The sequence below is a fragment of the Sanguibacter sp. Z6_81 genome, assembly GCF_057180625.1.
The window spans coordinates 734,192-752,739 of sequence record NZ_JBXUFV010000001.1; the positions used below are offsets into that span (position 1 = coordinate 734,192).

An 18,548-nucleotide genomic window follows, 5' to 3' on the forward strand; every position below is an offset into this window, starting at 1 on the left:
GACGAGCGTCACGACCCCTGCCCGGGGTCGCGTCTGAGGACAGAGCGGGGAGGGTCCCACCGCCCGTGGGACGGCTCCGCCGTCCCCGATCCCAGGAGCCCTCGTGACCCAGCCCGCTCAGACCCACCCGGGCGACGTGTTCGTCCACCGGCACATCGGCCCCGGCGACGGTGAGGTCGGCCGCCCGGACGAGGTCGCGACGATGCTCGCGCACCTCGGGTACGACTCGGTCGACGCGCTCATCGACGCGGCGGTCCCCGCGTCCATCCGGCTCGACGGTGCGCTCGACCTCCCGGCCGCGCGCACCGAGGCGGAGGTCCTCGCTGACCTGCGTGGCCTCGCAGCGAAGAACCAGCCCCGCACGCAGATGATCGGACTCGGCTACTACGACACGATCACGCCGGCCGTCATCCGCCGCGGTGTCCTCGAGAACCCCGCCTGGTACACCGCCTACACGCCGTACCAGCCGGAGATCTCGCAGGGTCGCCTCGAGGCGCTCCTCAACTTCCAGACGATGGTGAGCGACCTCACCGGCCTCGAGGTCGCCAACGCCTCCCTGCTCGACGAGGCGACGGCCGTCGCCGAGGCCGTGGCGCTCATGTGGCGCGCGGCCAAGCGCCCGGCCACGGCGGGTCCCGGCGTCGTCGTGCTCGACGCCGACCTCTTTCCCCAGTCCCTCTCGGTGACGAAGGGCCGCGCGGAGGCGATCGGCCTCCCCGTCGTCGTCGCCGACCTCACGGACGGGTTCGAGGCCGGCACGCGCGCCGCGCTCGACGCCGCCGGTCTGGCAGGGGCCGACGTCGTCGGGCTCGTCGTGCAGCAGCTCGGCGCGAGCGGCCGCGCCCGTGACCTCATGACGCTCGTCGCGGACGCGAAGGCGGCGGGCGCTCTCGTCACGGTCGCGACCGACCTGCTCGCCCTCACCCTTCTCACCGCGCCCGGCGACGCGGGTGCGGACATCGCCGTCGGGTCCGCCCAGCGCTTCGGCGTCCCGCTCTTCTACGGTGGCCCGCACGCCGCGTTCATGTCCGTGCGCAAGGGGATCGAGCGCATGCTCCCCGGCCGCCTCGTGGGCGTGAGCGTCGACGCCGACGGCGCCCCCGCCTACCGCCTGGCGCTGCAGACCCGCGAGCAGCACATCCGCCGCGAGAAGGCGACGAGCAACATCTGCACGGCCCAGGCCCTCCTTGCCATCGTCGCCTCGATGTACGCCGTCTACCACGGTCCGGACGGGCTCAAGGCGATCGCCACCCGGGTCCACGCCCACGCCACGGCGGTCGCGCAGGCAGCCGCGGACGCCGGCTACGAGGTGGAGCACGAGGTCTTCTTCGACACCGTCCGCATCCACGCTCCCGGCTCGGCAACGGCCCTGACGGTCGCAGCCGACGACGCCGGCATCAACATCTACGCCCCGGACGACGACCACATCCAGATCGCCTGCGACGAGACGACCACGACGTTCCACGTGGAACAGCTCCGTCAGGTCCTGGTCGCAGCAGCGCGGAGTGCGGGGAGCCCGGCAGGGCTCGGCTCGGGCATCGGCGACGAAGGAGCCGCGGGCGGGCCGGGGTCCCCGCATTCCGCGCCCCGCGCAGACATCCCACCGGCGTTCCTCCGCAGCTCCTCATACATGGAGCACACGGTGTTCCACGTGCACCGCAGCGAGACGCAGATGATGCGGTACCTCCGCGCGCTCAGCGACAAGGACCTCGCGCTCGACCGCACGATGATCCCGCTGGGCTCGTGCACCATGAAGCTCAACGCTGCCGTCCAGATGGAACCCATCTCGTGGCCGGAGTTCGCGGGCCTGCACCCCTTCGTCCCGCGCGAGCAGGCGGCCGGGTACACCGAGCTCATCAGCACCCTCGAGGCGCAGCTCGCGGAGATCACCGGCTACGCCGCGGTGTCCGTGCAGCCCAACGCCGGGTCCCAGGGGGAGTTCGCGGGTCTGCTCGCGATCCGCAACTACCACCGGTCCCGCGGCGACGACGCGCGCACCGTCTGCCTCATCCCCGCCTCCGCGCACGGCACCAACGCCGCCTCGGCAGCGATGGCGGGCATGAGCGTCGTCGTCGTCAGGACGGCCGACGACGGCGAGATCCTGCTCGACGACCTCCGGGCGAAGCTCGAGCAGCACGGCCCGCAGGTCGCGGCGATCATGATCACCTACCCCTCGACGCACGGCGTGTACGAGGAGCACGTCCGCGAGGTGTGCGACCTCGTGCACGCCGCGGGCGGCCAGGTGTACATCGACGGTGCGAACCTCAACGCGCTCGTCGGGCTCGCCAAGCCCGGGCAGTTCGGCGGCGACGTGTCGCACCTCAACCTGCACAAGACGTTCTGCATCCCGCACGGCGGTGGCGGCCCCGGAGTCGGGCCGATCGGGGTCGCTGAGCACCTCGTCCCGTTCCTCCCCGGCGACCCGCGCGACCCCACGGCCGCGACACCCGTCTCGGCCGCGCCCTTCGGGTCCGCGGGCATCCTGCCCATCCCGTACGCCTACGTGTCCCTCATGGGGCCGGACGGTCTGCGCCGGGCCACGGAGATCGCCGTCGTCTCCGCGAACTACCTCGCGGCGCGCCTGCGCGACGCCTTCCCCGTCCTCTACACCGGACCGGGCGGGCTCGTCGCGCACGAGTGCATCCTCGACCTGCGCCCCCTCACGGCGCAGACCGGTGTCACCGCCGAGGACGTGGCCAAGCGCCTCATGGACTACGGGTTCCACGCGCCGACCCTGTCGTTCCCCGTCCCGGGGACGCTCATGGTCGAGCCGACGGAGTCCGAGGACCTCGGGGAGATCGACCGCTTCATCGACGCGATGCTCGCCATCCGGGCGGAGATCGACGCCGTCGCCGACGGCACGTGGTCGCTCGGTGAGTCCCCGCTCCGCAACGCACCCCACACCGCGGTGAGCGTGACGAGCGACTCCTGGGACAAGCCGTACGGGCGGGAGACCGCCGCCTACCCCGTGGCGTCCCTGCGAGCCGGGAAGTACTGGCCGCCCGTCCGCCGCATCGACGGCGCCCGCGGTGACCGCAACCTCGTCTGCTCGTGCCCCCCGATCGAGGCGTACGCGGACGACGTCCCCGCGCCATGGTCCGCACCCGTCGCCGCCGTCGCACCCCAGTCCACCGAGGAGTCCTGATGCAGCCCAACCAGACCCCGGAGCCCGCCGGCCAGGACGCCCCGGCGCCCGACCGCCGCAGCCCCCTGCACGACGAGCACGTCGCGCTCGGGGCGAGCCTCACCGGCTTCGGTGGCTGGCTCATGCCCCTGCGCTACGGCAGCGACATCGCGGAGCACACCGCGGTCCGCACGGCCGCCGGCCTGTTCGACCTCTCCCACATGGGCGAGATCACGGTGACCGGGCCCGAGGCCGGTGCCGCCCTCGACCACGCGCTCGTCGGGTGGCTGAGCGTGCTCGAGGTCGGCCGGGCGCGGTACACGATGCTCTGTGCCGAGGACGGGTCCGTGCTCGACGACCTCGTCGTCTACCGCCTGGCCGACACCGAGTACCTCGTCGTCGCCAACGCGGGGAACGCCGACATCGTCCTCGCGGAGCTCACCGCCCGCGCCGAGGGGTTCGACGCCGACGTCACCTCGACGTCCGACGCCACCGCGCTCGTCGCGGTCCAGGGGCCGCGGGCGCAGGAGATCCTCGTCCGCCTCGTCGGCGCGCAGGACGCGCAGTCCGTCCGATCGTTGAAGTACTACGCGATCACGCCCGCGGTCGTCGCGGGAGCGCCCACCCAGGTGGCCCGGACCGGGTACACGGGCGAGGACGGTTTCGAGATCTTCGTCGACGTCGCTGACGCACCCGGGCTGTGGCGCGCGCTGCTGGAGGCCGGGGCGCCGGACGGGCTCGTGCCCGCGGGCCTCGCCGCGCGCGACAGCCTGCGCCTCGAAGCCGGGATGCCGCTCTACGGCCACGAGCTCGACCGCACGACCACCCCCTACGAGGCCGGCCTCGGACGGGTCGTCCGGCTCGACAAGACGGGCCCGGACGGTGAGCCCGTCGACTTCGTCGGCCGCGCTGCGCTGCAGGCCCGCAAGGGCTCCCCGCCCGCCCGGGTGCTCGTCGGGCTGCGCGTCCTCGGGCGGCGCCCCGCGCGCGCCGGCCACCCGGTGCTCATGGACGCGACGAAGCCGGTCGTCGGGCACGTGACGTCCGGAGCGCCGTCGCCCACGCTCGGGTACCCCGTCGCGCTCGCGTACGTGACCCCCGAGGTCTCGGCCGTCGGGACGCGCCTCGCGGTCGACGTGCGCGGCCGTGCCGAGGAGGCCGAGGTCGTCGCCGTGCCGTTCTACCGCAAGCCCGCCACCGCCTAGTCTGAACGCACGACCCGAGGAGAACCTGCCATGACGAACTTCCCCGCCGACCTCACGTACACCGCCGAGCACGAGTGGCTCACGAGCACCGAGCCCGCGACGATCGGCATCACGTGGACCGCGCAGGACGCCCTGGGCGACATCGTCTACCTCGAGCTCCCAGCCGTGGGCACCGCCGTGGTCGCGGGCGCCGTCGTCGGCGAGATCGAGTCGACGAAGTCGGTCTCGGAGCTGTACTCACCGGTCACCGGCACGGTCGTCGAGGTCAACGAGGCCGCGGTCGCCAGCCCGGAGCTCGTCAACTCCGACCCCTACGGCGAGGGGTGGTTGCTCAAGGTCGCCGTCGAGAGCACGGGGCCCGTGCTCACAGCCGACGAGTATGCGGAACGGTTCGGATCGTAACGGTACGGTCACGACGCGGGTGAATTCCTCATGACCTGGGAGGAGTCTGACGATGAGTCGGGCGTCCCGTTCGAGAGACGCCGACCGCAATGTTCCCTATCCTGAAGTCCGGGACAGGAGGCCGGCAACGGGGCAGGACCTCATGTGCTTTCCACGCAGGACGGAAAAACTGAAAGTTCCGGGTGAACCGGCGTCATAGACGCAGGAGAACCGACTCTCTCCATATAGCAGATGAACCGGTTACGTGATCCAGAGCAACTGGGCCGCCGGGAGAACGTTGGAGGAACCATGACCACGATGGAGTTGTCTGGAGCGGCGAAGGCGTCGAACGGCTCGCTCACCCGACGGGAGCGCGTCGTCCTGTCGAACCTCAGCGAAGAGGTCACCCTGGAGCAGATCGCATCCAAGCTGTTCGTCACCCGCAACACCGTGAAGTCGCAGGTGCGCAGCGTCTACCGCAAGCTGGGCGTCTCCACCCGTGCCGAGGCCGTGGAGTGGGCCCGCGAGGCCGGACTGTACAAGGGCGACAGCTGAGCACAGCCCCGTAGCACGAGCACGATGCACGACCGGCACGTCCGGTCATCCGCAACGACGCGGATGCCGGGACCGTACGACACGTGCGCGACACCTTCACCTGAGACACTTCCGGTATGAAACAACCCGTCCTCGTCGTCGCAGCGGCGATCGTCGACGATCTCCGCACCCCCGGTCGTCTCCTCGCCGCGCGCCGCTCACGCCCGGAGCACCTCGTGGGGCGCTGGGAGTTCCCCGGGGGCAAGGTCGACGCATGCGAGACGCCAGAGGCCGGCCTCCACCGCGAGCTCCGCGAGGAGCTCGGCATCGACGTCGAGCTCGGTGACGAGATCGTCGGCCCCGACGCCGGCGGATGGATCATCACCGACCGCCACGTCATGCGGCTGTGGCTCGCCCGCGTCACCGACGGGGTCCCGCGGCCGCTCGTCGAGCACGACGCCCTGCAGTGGCTCGACCACAGCGAGCTGTTCGACGTGCCGTGGCTCGACGGCGACGTCCGGATCGTCGACCACCTTGCCGGGATCCTCACCCCGCAGCGCGCGACAGGCTGACCAGCCCGGGCGGACGCGCGCGGCGACCGCCTACCAGGCGGAGGGCTGGTAGTCCTTGAGGAAGCAGCCGAACACGTCCTCGCCCAGCTCCCCGCGGACGATCGGGTCGTAGACCCGCGCCGCTCCGTCGACGAGGTCGAGGGGCGCGTGGAACCCCTCCTGCGCGAGGCGCACCTTCGTCGTGTGGGGCCGCTCGTCCGTGATCCACCCCGTGTCGACACTCGTCATGAGGATGTTGTCCGTCTCGAACATCTCCCGTGCGCTCGTCCGCGTGAGCATGTTCACCGCGGCCTTCGCCATGTTCGTGTGCGGGTGGCCCGGACCCTTGTAGCCGCGGCTGAACTGCCCCTCCATCGCGGAGACGTTGACGATGTACCTGCGGGGCGAGGGCGAGGACGCCATCGACGCGCGCAGCCGGCTGATGAGGATGAACGGCGCGGTGCTGTTGCACAGCTGGACCTCGAGGAGCTCGAGAGGGTCGACGTCCTCGACGTTCTGCACCCAGGAGTTCGTGTGGACGAGGTCAGGCACGAGGCCCGCAGCGTCGATCGCGGTCGCGTTCTCGACGCGCTCGAGCGAGGCCGACCCGGCTGTGAGCGCCAGCTTCGTCAACAGGTCCGCCGTCGTCACCGAGGCGTGGGCGTGCGCCGTCGCCTCCGCCGGCACCGTGCCCTCGAGCGAGGCGGGGTGCGTGTCGTGGCTGCGGCCGAAGGTCGTGACCTCCGGCAGGTAACCGGCCGGGAGAGGAGCGTCCTCGGCTGCTGCGAGCGGCGCGTACGCGCCGGGGGAGCGGCGCACCGTCTGCGCGGCGTTGTTGATGAGGATGTCGAGCGGACCCTGCGCGGCCACGTCGTCAGCGAGAGCGACGACCTGGGCCGGGTCGCGCAGGTCGATGCCGATGATGCGCAGGCGGTGGATCCAGTCGGCGCTGTCCTCCATCGCGGTGAAGCGACGGATCGCGTCGTTGGGGAACCGCGTCGTGATGGTCGTGTGCGCGCCGTCGCGCAGGAGACGCAGCGCGATGTACATGCCGATCTTCGCGCGCCCGCCGGTGAGCAGGGCCCGCTTGCCCGTGAGGTCGGTCCGCGCGTCACGCCGGGCACGGTTGAGCGCCGCGCAGTCCGGGCAGAGCTGGTGGTAGAAGACGTCGACGTCGTTGTACTGCTGCTTGCACACGTAGCAGGCCTGCGACTTCAGGAGGCGTCCGGCGCTGGTGCCCTGCGCCGCGGGGACGAGCTCGAGGCCCTGCGTCTCGTCGTCGATCCGCGTCGGGGCGCCCGTCGCGGTCGCGGCGATGACCGCGTTGTCCGCGCTGCGGATCGCGTCCTTCGCGGCATCGCGCCGCTGCTTCTTCACGGTCTTGTAGAGCTTCGCGGTCGCCCGCTGCATCGCGACCTTGTCCGGGTGCTCGGGGTCGAGGTCGTTGACCTGGTCGAGGACGCGCAGGACGGTCGCGAGGTCGGACGGGTCGATCACGGAGGGGGCAGGCTCAGCAGGCACGGGTTCGATTATCCCCCGTCAGGGGGACTGCATCGTCATCATCGGCAACGGGCGCCCGACGAGGGACCCGGCCTCCGCCCCCGGCAGCGCCCGCGCGTACAGCCACCCCTGGGCGTTGTCGCAGCCCATCTCGCGCAGCCGGGTCGCCTGGTCGGGCGTCTCCACGCACTCGGCGACGACGTCGAGCCCGAGCACACGGCCGATCTCGACGATGATCCGCACGAGCTCCGTGGTCTCCTCCACGGACCCGAGCTCGCGGATGAACGACCCGTCGATCTTCAACGCGTCCACCGGGAAGCTCCGCAGCGCGTGCAAGGACGACTGACCGGTGCCGAAGTCGTCGATGTGCAGCAGCAGCCCCATGTCGTGGAGCTCGTCCATGACGGCGCGGGCACGGTCGAGGTCCGTCATGATCACCGACTCGGTGATCTCCAGGACGACGTCCGTGACCGGGACCTGGTGCCGGTCGAGCGCCCCCCGGACGGCGTCGGTGAGACCTTCGGCCCAGAACTCGTGGTGCGAGACGTTCACGGACACGATCGCCTGGTGCAGCAAGGAGGCACGCCACTCGGCGATCTGTCGGCACACCTCGTCGAGCACCCACCGTCCCAGGGCGACGATCGAGCCGTCCTCCTCCATCGCGGGCAGGAACTCCACCGGGCCCAGGAGACCGCGCGTGGGATGCTCCCAGCGGACGAGGGCCTCGAAGTGCACGAGCGGCGTCCCGTCGAGCGGCACGATCGGTTGGTAATGCACGACGAACTGGCGCTCCGCCAGCGCTGTCCGGACCTCCCCGCGGGCGCGCAGCCGTCGGCTCGCCCGGACGTGCATCTCGGCGTCGAACATCGACGCGGAGCCGCGCTCGGCGACCTTCGCCTCGTACATCGCGATGTCGGCGTCCCGCAGCACGTCCTCAGGGTCCGTGTACCCGGACTGCGACGTCGCGATGCCCGCGCTCGCGGTGACCGTGACGTCGTGCCCGGCGAGGAGCACGGGGTCGGCGATGCTCGCCTGGATGCGACGCGTGATGCTCAGGAGCTCGTCCGGCAGCGGGTCGGTGAGCAGCACGGCGAACTCGTCACCGCCGAACCGGGCGGCGGTGTCCACCGGCCGCAGCTGGGCGCGGAGCCGCTCGGCGACCACGACGAGCAGCTCGTCACCCACGAGGTGGCCGAGGGAGTCGTTGACGAGCTTGAACCCGTCGAGGTCGAGGAAGATCACCGCGTACTCGGCACCGGGCCGACGGCTCGGCTGCGCCACCGCGACCGACAGGCGGTCGAGGAACAGGCGCCGGTTGGGCAACCCCGTGACCGTGTCGAAGAGGGCGCCCCTGCGCAGCTGCTCCTCGAGCTCCTTGCGCGGGTGGATGTCCGCGAGCGACCCGACGAGGCGGGTGACGCGACCCAGGGCGTCCGTCGGGCCCAGCCCGCGGCTGAGGACCCAGCGCCACGTGCCGTCGGACCGGCGGACCCGGTACTCGCACTCGATGGGCTCGCCGTCCTGCAGCGCGGTGCCCATCGCGGCCGCGACGCGCTCCCGGTCGTCCGGGTGCACGGCGGCGGTCCAGCGGTCGAGCTCGATCTGCTCCTCGGCGCGGAGCCCGAGCAGCTCACGGCACCGCCCGGAGACGTACATCTCCCGGCTGGCGATGTCGAGCTCCCACAGGCCGTCCCTCGAGGCCTGCGCTGCCATCGCGTAGCGCTCCTCGCTGACCCGCACGCTGCGCTGGAGCTCACGCTCCTCGAACGCCGAGCTCAGCAGGCCCGCCCAGTGCAGGTAGGTCTCGTGGCTCGCGACGGTGTCGATGGGCACGATCACGGCGAGGACGCCCCAGTCCTTCTCCCCGCTGCGCACGGGGACGACGAGGGTGACCTCTCCGGCCCGTCCGGCGGTGGCGTCCACGAAGGCGCGCGGTGGGAAGTCGCGCACGTGCACGGTGCCCCCGGGGCGCATGTCGAGGATCCCGCGCGGGTCATGGACGCCGGTGATCCGCAGGATGCCAGCGGCGGGGCCACGTTCCCACATGCCGAGCGCGGCGCACCGCAGGTCGGAGCGCTCGAGCCAGCCGAGGCGCTCGGGGTGGGTCGCCTGGGAGGTGATGAGGTCGGTGGCGATCCGGTGCTGCTCGAGGACGGTGGCGGCGAGGTGCGCCGTCCGCTCGACGTACGCGCGCATCTGCAGCTGCCACAGGGCCGCGTCCACCCGGGACGCCGAGAGCGCCGAGACCCCGACGGACGCGTCCCCGGCATGCTCGACGAGGCGCTGCACATACTCGCCCAGGGCCGACGCGACCCGGTTCAGGGTGTCCTCGTCCCGCGCGACCCGGCGCAGCATCGCCACGAGGTCGCGGACGTCGGAGAGGGTGAGGTCCTCCGCGGACAGGACGAGCCGCTCGATCTCGACGACCGCCGCGCGGACGTCCGGGGGAGGGCCGCCCGCGCGCTCGTACCGGCTGATGAGCACGCGGAGGATCGACGCGAGCTCCGCGCGCAGGTCCACCCGGACCTCGGTCGCGTTCGTGGAGACCGCCCGGGTGTCCATGAGGTCCACCCGGCACCCGCACGAGCTCCGGACGTTGACGACGGCGGCGCGCGCGACGTGGTGCACGGGTGCGGGCGGGTAGCCCTTGAGCGCGGAGACGACGAGCCTGCCCGCGAGTGCCCCCACCTCGTCGAAGTGCTGCCCGACGCTCGACAGGCTCGGGCCGCCGACGGCACCCTCGATCGTGTTGTCGAACCCCATGACCGCGACGTCGTGCGGCACAGCGACGCCTGCGTCGGTGAGGACACGCATGAGGCCGATGGCGTTGCCGTCGGTGGCTGCCATGACGGCGCTGGGCAGGTCGCCGCGGGCGAGCATCTCCTCGCCCGCGAGGGCACCGGACCGTTCCGAGTAGCTCTCCGCGAGGTAGAACAGCGAGTCGTCGACGGGGAGACCGTGCGCGGTCAGCACCTCCTGGTACGCGGCGTAGCGCTCGCGGAAGTCGAGCTGGTCGAGGTTGCCGACGAACCCGATCCGGCGGTGCCCGTGCGCGACGAGGTGCTCGACCGCGGCGGTGACCCCACCGACGTTGTCCGGCATCGACGTCGCAGCGACGATCCCGTCGACCTCCTGGTCGGCGAGGACGAGGGGCTTGCCGAGGGCCTGGAGCGCGCGCAGGTACGAGGCGCCGACACCGAGAGCGACGACGACGACGCCGTCGATCTGGTCCCAGGCGACAGGGAGGTCGAAGTCGGGGGACGTGACGTTGTCCCAGGTGTCCGTCCCCGGGTCCGCGGTCTGCACGACGATGACCCGTCCACCGGCGTCGCTGATCTCGCGCGTCAGGCCGGCGAGGAGCTCACCGTGGTAGAACCCGCCCGTGTTCCGGCTGAGGGCGAGCACTGTCAGGGGGCGTGGCACTGCGTATGGTCCTTCCGACTCCTGTGACGCACGGTCTCTGCCTGCCTATCGGCACCTCGGGGTGCTACGTGAGTGGTGCGGCGCTGCGCGTCGCACCGAGCGGGGAACCGATGAGCTCGCCGGCCTCCGGGCCCGGCAGGGCCTTGGCGTACAGCCAGCCCTGCGCGTAGGCGCAGTTCATGGCCCGCAGTCCGTCCGCCTGCTCCTGGGTCTCGACGCACTCGGCGATGACGTCGAGGCCGAGGACGCGACCGATCTCGACGATGATCCGCACGAGCTCGGTGGTCTGCCCCACGATCCCGAGCTCCCGGACGAACGAACCGTCGATCTTCAGCGCGTCGACAGGGAACGTGCGCAGCGCGTGCAGGGAGGACTGCCCGGTGCCGAAGTCGTCGATGTGCAACCGCACGCCGAGGGCGTGCAACGCCGTCATGACCTCCGTGGCGGCCGCTGCGTCGAGCATGACGACGGTCTCGGTGATCTCGAGGACGAGCTGGTCGGGCGGGATGCCGTGCGTGGTGAGGGCGTCGCGGACGACGGCGACGAGGTCGGGCGCCCAGAACTCCTGGTGCGAGACGTTCACGGACACGGCCGCGCGGCGGCCCTGGGTGTTCCACTGCGCGATCTGGCGGCACGCCTGCTCGAGGATGCGGCGTCCGAGCGTGATGATGCTCGAGCTGTCCTCCATCGCCGGGAGGAACTCGCCGGGCCCGAGGAGCCCGCGGCGGGGATGCTGCCACCGGACGAGCGCTTCGAAGTGGGCGAGACCGGAACCATCGAGAGGCACGACCGGCTGGTAGTGGAGCACGAACTGCTCCTCGGCCAGGGCGGTCCGGAGCTCGGCCCGCAGCCGGAGGCGCTCCGTGGCGCGTGAGTGCATGCCCGGGTCGAAGACGAGGGCCGAGCCGCGCTCGGCCCGCTTCGCTTCGTACATCGCGATGTCGGCATCCCGGAGCACGTCCTCGGGCTGGGTGTAGCCCGTCGCCGACATCGCGATGCCGACGCTCGCGGTGACCGAGACCTCCTGGTCGCCGAGCACGACGGGCGTCGCGATGCGGTCCTGCAGCCGGCGCACGACCGTGAGCACCTCGGCCGGGGCGGGGTCGCAGAGGAGGACGGCGAACTCGTCACCCCCGAACCGGGCGGCCGTGTCCACCGGACGCAGCTCCGAGCGCAGGCGTTGTGCGACGACGCCGAGGAGCTCGTCCCCCGCGAGGTGCCCAAGGGAGTCGTTGACGAGCTTGAACCCGTCGAGGTCGAGGAAGATCACCGCGAAGCTCGACGAGCGGGCGCGGCCCGTGATGCTGAGCACGGCCCGCAGGTGCTCGAGGAACAGACGCCTGTTGCCCAGGCCGGTGACGGCGTCGTGCAGCGCCCCGCGTCGCAGCTGTTCCTCGAGCTCCTTGCGGGAGCTGATGTCCGAGGCGGACCCGACGAGACGCTCGACGGCACCCGAGGGTCCCGCGACGCCGAGCGCGCGGTTCGCCACCCATGCCCACCCGGCGCCGCGACGGATCCGGAACTCGCTCTCCGTCGGCACCTCCGGTGTGGCCTTGGCGCGGTCGAGCACGGCGCGGGCGGCGGGCAGGTCCGCGGGATGCACGCGCCCGAGCCATGCCTCGACGTCGAGCTCGGTGTCCGCGGGGATGCCGAGGATCTCGCACAGCCGCCCGGAGGCGAACATGTTGCCGGACGCGGTGTCGATCTCCCACAGGCCGTCGTTCGCAGCCCGCGCGGCGTGGGCGTAGCGCTCGTCGCTGATCTGCTTCTCACGTCGGAGCTCGGTCTCGGCGAGCGCGGAGGCGAGGAGGGTCGCCCAGTGCAGGTACATGTCCCGCGAGGACGTCGTGTCGATCTCGCCCACGACGGCCAGCAGGCCCCAGTGCCGGTCGACGTCCTGGACGGGCACGACGAAGCACGCCTCGCGCTGCTCGGGTCGCACGCGGTCGAGGAGCTCTGACGGCGGGAACTGCGTGACGGGGACCGTGCTGGCAGGGCCGGGGGCGTCGCCAGCCGTCGGGTCGTACGCCCCGGCGATGACGAGCTGACCATCGCTCGCCTCGCCCGTCCACAGAGCGAGCACGGCGGCGCGCACGCTGGTCCCCGTGAGCCAGGCGAGGCTGTAAGGGTCGACCGCAGAGGTGTGCAGCAGCCCGGTGGCGACCCGGAACTGCTCGTTCATCATCGTGTCCTGGTGGGTGCTGCGCTTGAGGTACGCGCCGGCGCGCAGCTGCCACAGGCCAGCGTTGAGCTCCGAGATGCGGGTGTCCGGCCCTGCACCGCGGATGTAGTCGAAGATCCTGTCGCCGATGCGGTGGAGGCGCTCGGGCCGGGAGCGGAGCCCGGTGAGGATGGTCAGCAGGGACCGCACCTCGCGCGGCGTCGACTCCGCCGAGCTCGTCAGCCGTGTGAGCACCGCGTCCGCCTCGAGGACCGCGGCCTCGTGGTCGGAGATCTTGCTGGAGTACAGGAGCGTGTCCGCGAGCATCGTTCGAAGCTCGCTCCGCAGCACGGCTGTCTCGGAGGTGTCAGGCACGTCGGCCGGAGCGGAGCGCTCGCCGCCGATCATCCCGTCTGCCGTGCACCCGCAGGAGCCACGCCAGGCCATGACGACGTCACCGTCCGGGCGGTGCACGCACGCCGGCGGGGGGTCGCCTGCGATCGACCGGAGGAGCAGACGGCCGGCCAGCGCTCCGACCTCGCTGAAGGACAGGTCGACGCTCGTCAGCGAGGGGACGGCGAAGGCGCCCGCTTCGGTGTTGTCGAAGCCGATGACCGCGACCTCGTCGGGGACCCCGACGCCCTCGTCGGCGAGCGCTGCCAGCAGCCCGATGGCGTTGCGGTCCGTCGCCGCGACGATCGCGGTGGGCCGCTCCACGGCGCGTGCGACCTCGAGGCCCGCGAGGTATCCGCCCGTCTCGATGGCGTCCTCGGTGGCGAGGAAGAACTCCGAGCGGGGCGCGATGCCGTGCTCGGCGAGCACCTCGACATACATGTCGTACCGTTCGCGACGGTCCGTCTGGCTGAGCTCGCCGACGAACCCGATCTGCCGGTGCCCATGCGCGATGAGGTGCTCCACCGCGGCGCGCGCGCTGGCGAGGTTCCCGGGCAGGACGACGGGTGCGTCGAACCCCTCGACCGCGTGGGTGAGGATCGTCGGCTTGCCGGCGTCGCGCAGCCGCTGCAGGACGGGAGCGTCCGCGGCGAGGACCATCGCGACCGCACCGTCGACGTGGTCGACGGCCAGCGGGAGGTCGAACTCGGGGAGACCGACCATGAAGTCGTCGGAGTCCTCGAGGTCGAGCGTCTGCAGGACGATGAGCCGACCGCCCGACGCCGCGACCTCACGATTGATGCCGGCGAGCATCTCGCCGAAGTAGTGGCCCGTCGTGCTGCGTGCGTAGGTGAGCACGGTGGGATGGACGCACCGCGCGGCGTCCTCGCCCTCGGGTGCGTCAGCGGGACGGGTGGACCCGCTGTCGGCCACTGGCCCCTCCCTGCTGCTGGCTGTCCCTGTCGCTGTCACCATCGGCACGACCGCGGTGTTCATGAGATGTGCGGGCTCCGGCTCACCAGGCGTCGTCGGGTCGGTGGTGCGACGGCGGCACGACGAAGTCGGGGTGCTCTCCGGGCGTGAGGTACGTGCGGGCGAACGCGAGCGACGTCTGGACGTCGGACCGGCGCTCGGCAGCCGTTCGGGCCTTGCGGGTGCCGATCTCGATCGCGACGTCGCCCGTCCACCCGGTCTCGACGAGGTGGCACAGCAGCTCGGCACACGGCTGGTTGCCCCGGCCGGGGACGAGGTGCTCGTCCTTGCCGGAGCCCGACCCGTCGGCCAGGTGCACGTGGCGCAGCCGGTCACCGAAGCCCTTGGCCATCTCGAGGCTGTCCTGGCGTGCGGTGGCGGCGTGCGACAGGTCGAGTGTCACGGCGTCGTACGCGTGCTCCGTGGGGTCCCAGCCCGGCAGGTACGCACCGTAGTCACGGCGCTTGCTGCGCCACGGGTACATGTTCTCGACCGCGATGGTGAGCCCGGACTCCTCGGTGAGGTCCTGCACCTGCTCGACGAACCGGCGCGAGTACTTGCGCTGCCACGAGAACGGGGGGTGCACGACGACGGTGCCCGCGCCGAGGGCGCCGGCCATGTCGACGGCCTTGGCGAGCTTGGGACCGGGCTTGCTGCCCCAGACCTTCTGACTGACGAGGAGCGTGGGGGCGTGGATGCTGCGGATCTCGACGCCGTGGTCGGCGGCGAGCTGCGCGAGCGCGTTGTCGTCCTGCGTCGTGGGGTCGGACCACACCATGACCTCGATGCCGTCGAAGCCGAGCTCGGCGGCGAGCTCGAACGCGTACCCGACCTTGCGCGGGTACACCGACGCGCTGGACAACGTGACCTTGATGTCCTGCCCTGGTCGTCCTCCGGGTGTGGCGTCTCTCGCTGCGTCGCGCATCTTTCCACCCTAGTCCCGCTGTGCCCGACGGTCCTGCAGAGCGTGAGGCGCGCTGTGGAAACGGCATGCGGTCAGCACAGACGCTCACGGACCCCTTCCCGCGGCGGATGTTAAGCGCTAACCTTCCGGCAGGAAAGTTGAGCGCCATATTTCACCCGGTTGAAATCTCGCGGCGCACCAGGACCGACGGAGGTCAGCATGAGCGGATCAGCAGGCGCTGCACACTGGAGCCCGGCATGTTGGCCACGATGAGCCGGTACGACGTCGGGACGGGCGTCGACCTCATCCGGATCGCCGAGCGACCTGAGCTCGTCGAGGTCTGCGCCGCCTGGGGGTTCGGCAACTGGGGCAGCCAGAGCGGCAGCACGCTGCAGCGGGCGCTCAACACCTACACCTTGCCGTTGCACGACGACGCCTACGAGACCGTCGTCGCGGTCAGGCACGGCAAGGCGGTGGGCATGGCGAGCCTGTGGCCGTCCGACTACCCCCGCCGCCCTGATCTCACGCCGTGGCTCTCCGCGTTGTTCGTCCACCCGGAGCACCGCGGTCTCGGCTTGTCCGTCCGGCTGAGTGAGGCCATCGAGGCTGCCGCCGTCGCGCGGGGCCACGAACGTCTGCACCTCATCACCGAGCACCATGAACGGCTCTACACGAAGAGCGGCTGGGTGAGCCTCGAGAACGTGCGCTCGGTGCACGGGCCGGCTGTGCTCATGGCGAAGACGCTCACGGGGGCGGGGCTCTGATGGCCGCCCACGTCCCGTCCCTCGCGCGTCGGGCACCCGTGCGGACGGCCCCCGGGGTGCGTCGTCCGACGGCCCTGGCGGGCCGGGTGCTGCAGCGACAGGGAGTGCTCACGAGCAGCGCGCGACTCGTCAAGGTCACCGCCGCGCAGCCAGTGGTCCGCACAGGGCTTCTCGGCGTGCTGGGGATCGCCTGGCTGCGACGCCGGGCCGGCCGGAGCCAGCCCGACGCCGCGGTGTGGCTCAGCCGAGGCGTGTCCGCACGGTCGCGGCAGCGGCGACGAGGTGCTCGAGGGACGGCGTGGTCTCGGCGTAGCCTCGCGTCTTGAGGCCGCAGTCGGGGTTGACCCACAGCAGGGCCGGGTCCACCGACTTCACGGCGAGCTCGAGCAGCTCGGTGACCTCCTCCAGCGACGGCACGCGCGGGGAATGGATGTCGTAGACGCCCGGCCCCACACCGCGTGCGAACCCGGACGCGGCAAGATCGGGCAGGATCTCCATCCGTGACCGCGCCGCCTCGATCGAGGTGACGTCGGCGTCGAGGGCGTCGATCGCCCCGATGACCTCGCCGAACTCCGAGTAGCACAGGTGCGTGTGGATCTGCGTGTCCGGGCGCACGCCCGCGGTCGCGAGCGTGAACGACCCGACGGACCAGCTGAGGTACTGCGCCTGGTCCACGGTCCGCAGGGGCAGCAGCTCGCGCAGTGCCGGTTCGTCGACCTGGATGATCGCGATGCCGGCGGCTTCGAGGTCCGCGACCTCGTCCCGGAGCGCCAGACCGATCTGGTGGGCCGTCTCCGCCAGCGGCACGTCGTCCCGCACGAACGACCACGCCATGATCGTCACCGGGCCCGTGAGCATGCCCTTGACGGGCTTGCTCGTGAGCGACTGCGCGTACTGCGCCCAGCCGACGGTCATGGGTGCCGGCCGGGAGACGTCGCCCCAGAGGATCGACGGGCGCGTGCAGCGTGACCCGTACGACTGCACCCAGCCGTTGCGGGTCACCGCGAACCCGTCGAGCAGCTCCGCGAAGTACTGGACCATGTCGTTGCGCTCGGCCTCGCCGTGCACGAGGACGTCGAGACCGATGCGCTCCTGGAGGTCGACGACCCGGCGGATCTCGCCGCGCATCTGCTCCTCGTACGCCTCGAGCGAGAGCTCTCCGCGGGCATGAGCGGCGCGGGCGCGGCGGATCTCGGCGGTCTGCGGGAACGACCCGATCGTCGTGGTGGGCAGCAGGGGCAGGGCGAGGCGTCCGGTCTGCGCGACGCGCCGTTCGTGCGCAGGCCCCCGGTGGAAGTCACCGTCCTGCAGGGCTGCGGTGCGTTCCCGCACGGCCGGGACGAGGACGCCGGTCGCCCGCGCCCGCGACGCGAGGGCGTCGGAGGCGGCGAGGAGCTCGGCGTGGATCGCCTCGCGTCCCTCGGCGAGGCCCTCGGCGAGGGTGACGACCTCGGCGACCTTCTGGTCGGCGAACGCGAGCCAGGACGCGAGCGTCGGGTCGAGCGCGGGCTCGTCCTCGACGTCGTGCGGGACGTGTTGGAGGGACGTCGAGGTGCCCACGCTCACGGCGCCCGCCCCGAGTCCTTCGAGGCGTTCGAGCACCTCGAGCCTCGCGGACAGGTCGGCCCGCCAGATGTTGTGACCGTCGACCACTCCGGCGACGAGGGTCTTGGTCTCGAGGCCCTGGACGGGCGCGGTGGGTGCTGCGCCCTTCACGAGGTCGACCGCGAGGGCGTCGATGTCGCTCGCGGCGAGGATCGGCAGCGCGTCCAGGAGGTCCCCGTACGGCGCGGCGACGAGGAGCGCGGGTCGCTCGGGGCGTGCCAGCCCGGTCCCCAGCACCCGGTAGGCCTCGGCGAGGGCACGCTGGGCGTCGACGAGCGGCACGTCGATGGTGTCCGTGACGAGGCCCGGCTCGTCGAGCTGCACCCACTGCGCACCGGCCGCGGCGAGCGCGCGGAGCAGCTCGGCGTAGACCGGGAGCAGGTCAGCGAGCCGCGACAGCGGCCGGAACCCGGCGGGTGCGTCGTCGGCCGCCTTGCTCAGGAGGAGGAACGTCACCGGTCCGACGATCACGGGACGGGTGCTCACGCCGTCGGCGAGAGCCTCGGTGAACTCGGCGACGATCCGGTCGCTGGCGTACCGGAACGTCGTGTCCGGGCCGATCTCGGGGACGAGGTAGTGGTAGTTCGTGTCGAACCACTTCGTCATCTCGAGGGGGGCGTCGTCCCCGGCGCCGCGCGCGACGGTGAAGTAGCCGGCGAGGTCGAGCCGGCCGTCGGCGTCGGCGAGCCCCGCGAACCGCGCGGGGACGGCGCCGACGGTCGTGGCGGCGTCGAGCACCTGGTCGTAGAAGGAGAACGAGCCCGGGACGGCGCCTCCTGCGGCGGGCAGGCCGAGCTCGACGAGGCGGTCCCGGGTCCGCTTGCGCAGGGCCGCGGCGGTCGCCTCGAGGGTGTCGACGTCGGTGCGTCCGGCCCAGAAGGCCTCGACGGCCTTCTTCAGCTCGCGGCGCGGGCCGATCCTCGGGTAGCCGAGGATGGTCGCCGCCGGGAACGGGACGGGAATGGTCGGTTGTGTCCGGCTTGTCGTCCGGTTCTGGGCATGGGTGTGCTCGTGGTGCGTCATGGGGTCAT

The 18,548-nt window shown here is 71.8% G+C and carries 11 protein-coding genes; 6 read left to right on the forward strand and 5 right to left on the reverse strand.

Annotation, left to right across the window (positions count from 1 at the left end; translation table 11 throughout):
* The first annotated feature begins 103 nt into the window (after positions 1-103).
* The 5 genes from gcvP to AC2AXK_RS03525 all read left to right on the forward strand — a co-directional run bounded on the left by gcvP (position 104) and on the right by AC2AXK_RS03525 (position 5,816).
* The gene (gcvP, locus tag AC2AXK_RS03505; protein ID WP_484343946.1) at positions 104-3,145 is read left to right on the forward strand and encodes an aminomethyl-transferring glycine dehydrogenase; all 3,042 of its coding nucleotides are present in this window, start codon (positions 104-106) and stop codon (positions 3,143-3,145) included.
* Positions 3,145-4,329, forward strand: a complete 1,185-nt coding sequence (gene gcvT, locus AC2AXK_RS03510; RefSeq protein WP_484343947.1) for a glycine cleavage system aminomethyltransferase GcvT — start codon at positions 3,145-3,147, stop codon at positions 4,327-4,329. The genes gcvP and gcvT overlap by 1 nt, the downstream gene beginning before the upstream one ends.
* Positions 4,330-4,359: 30 nt before the next feature.
* A complete protein-coding gene (gcvH, locus tag AC2AXK_RS03515; RefSeq protein WP_484343948.1) occupies positions 4,360-4,731 on the forward strand; it encodes a glycine cleavage system protein GcvH in 372 nt (123 codons plus the stop codon).
* 288 nt (positions 4,732-5,019) lie between these two features.
* Positions 5,020-5,265 (forward strand): LuxR C-terminal-related transcriptional regulator, encoded by a 246-nt coding sequence (locus AC2AXK_RS03520; protein ID WP_484343949.1) that lies wholly within the window; start codon positions 5,020-5,022, stop codon positions 5,263-5,265.
* Positions 5,266-5,381: 116 nt separating this feature from the next.
* Positions 5,382-5,816, forward strand: a complete 435-nt coding sequence (locus AC2AXK_RS03525; protein WP_484343950.1) for a (deoxy)nucleoside triphosphate pyrophosphohydrolase — start codon at positions 5,382-5,384, stop codon at positions 5,814-5,816.
* A 30-nt stretch (positions 5,817-5,846) separates the two neighbouring features.
* Here the strand turns inward: AC2AXK_RS03525 and AC2AXK_RS03530 are convergent, their stop codons facing one another.
* The 4 genes from AC2AXK_RS03530 to AC2AXK_RS03545 form a co-directional block, all read right to left on the reverse strand.
* Positions 5,847-7,316, reverse strand: a complete 1,470-nt coding sequence (locus tag AC2AXK_RS03530; protein WP_484343951.1) for an SDR family NAD(P)-dependent oxidoreductase — start codon at positions 7,314-7,316, stop codon at positions 5,847-5,849.
* 18 nt (positions 7,317-7,334) lie between these two features.
* Complete coding sequence (locus AC2AXK_RS03535; protein ID WP_484343952.1) at positions 7,335-10,718, reverse strand: EAL domain-containing protein; 3,384 nt, start codon at positions 10,716-10,718, stop codon at positions 7,335-7,337.
* Positions 10,719-10,782: 64 nt separating this feature from the next.
* On the reverse strand, positions 10,783-14,205 hold the full coding sequence (locus AC2AXK_RS03540; RefSeq protein ID WP_484343953.1) for an EAL domain-containing protein: 3,423 nt from the start codon (positions 14,203-14,205) through the stop codon (positions 10,783-10,785).
* A gap of 82 nt (positions 14,206-14,287) precedes the next feature.
* Positions 14,288-15,169 carry a sugar phosphate isomerase/epimerase family protein gene (locus AC2AXK_RS03545; RefSeq protein ID WP_484343954.1) on the reverse strand — a complete coding sequence of 294 codons (882 nt, stop codon included), beginning with the start codon at positions 15,167-15,169 and terminating at the stop codon, positions 14,288-14,290.
* A gap of 236 nt (positions 15,170-15,405) precedes the next feature.
* Here AC2AXK_RS03545 and AC2AXK_RS03550 point away from each other — a divergent pair, with 236 nt between their 5' ends.
* Positions 15,406-15,912 (forward strand): GNAT family N-acetyltransferase, encoded by a 507-nt coding sequence (locus tag AC2AXK_RS03550; RefSeq protein ID WP_484343955.1) that lies wholly within the window; start codon positions 15,406-15,408, stop codon positions 15,910-15,912.
* 240 nt (positions 15,913-16,152) lie between these two features.
* Here AC2AXK_RS03550 and metE read toward each other — a convergent pair whose 3' ends face one another.
* Entirely contained in the window at positions 16,153-18,540 is a 2,388-nt protein-coding gene (gene metE / locus AC2AXK_RS03555) for a 5-methyltetrahydropteroyltriglutamate--homocysteine S-methyltransferase (protein WP_484343956.1), read from the reverse strand.
* Between the last annotated feature and the right edge of the window lie 8 nt (positions 18,541-18,548).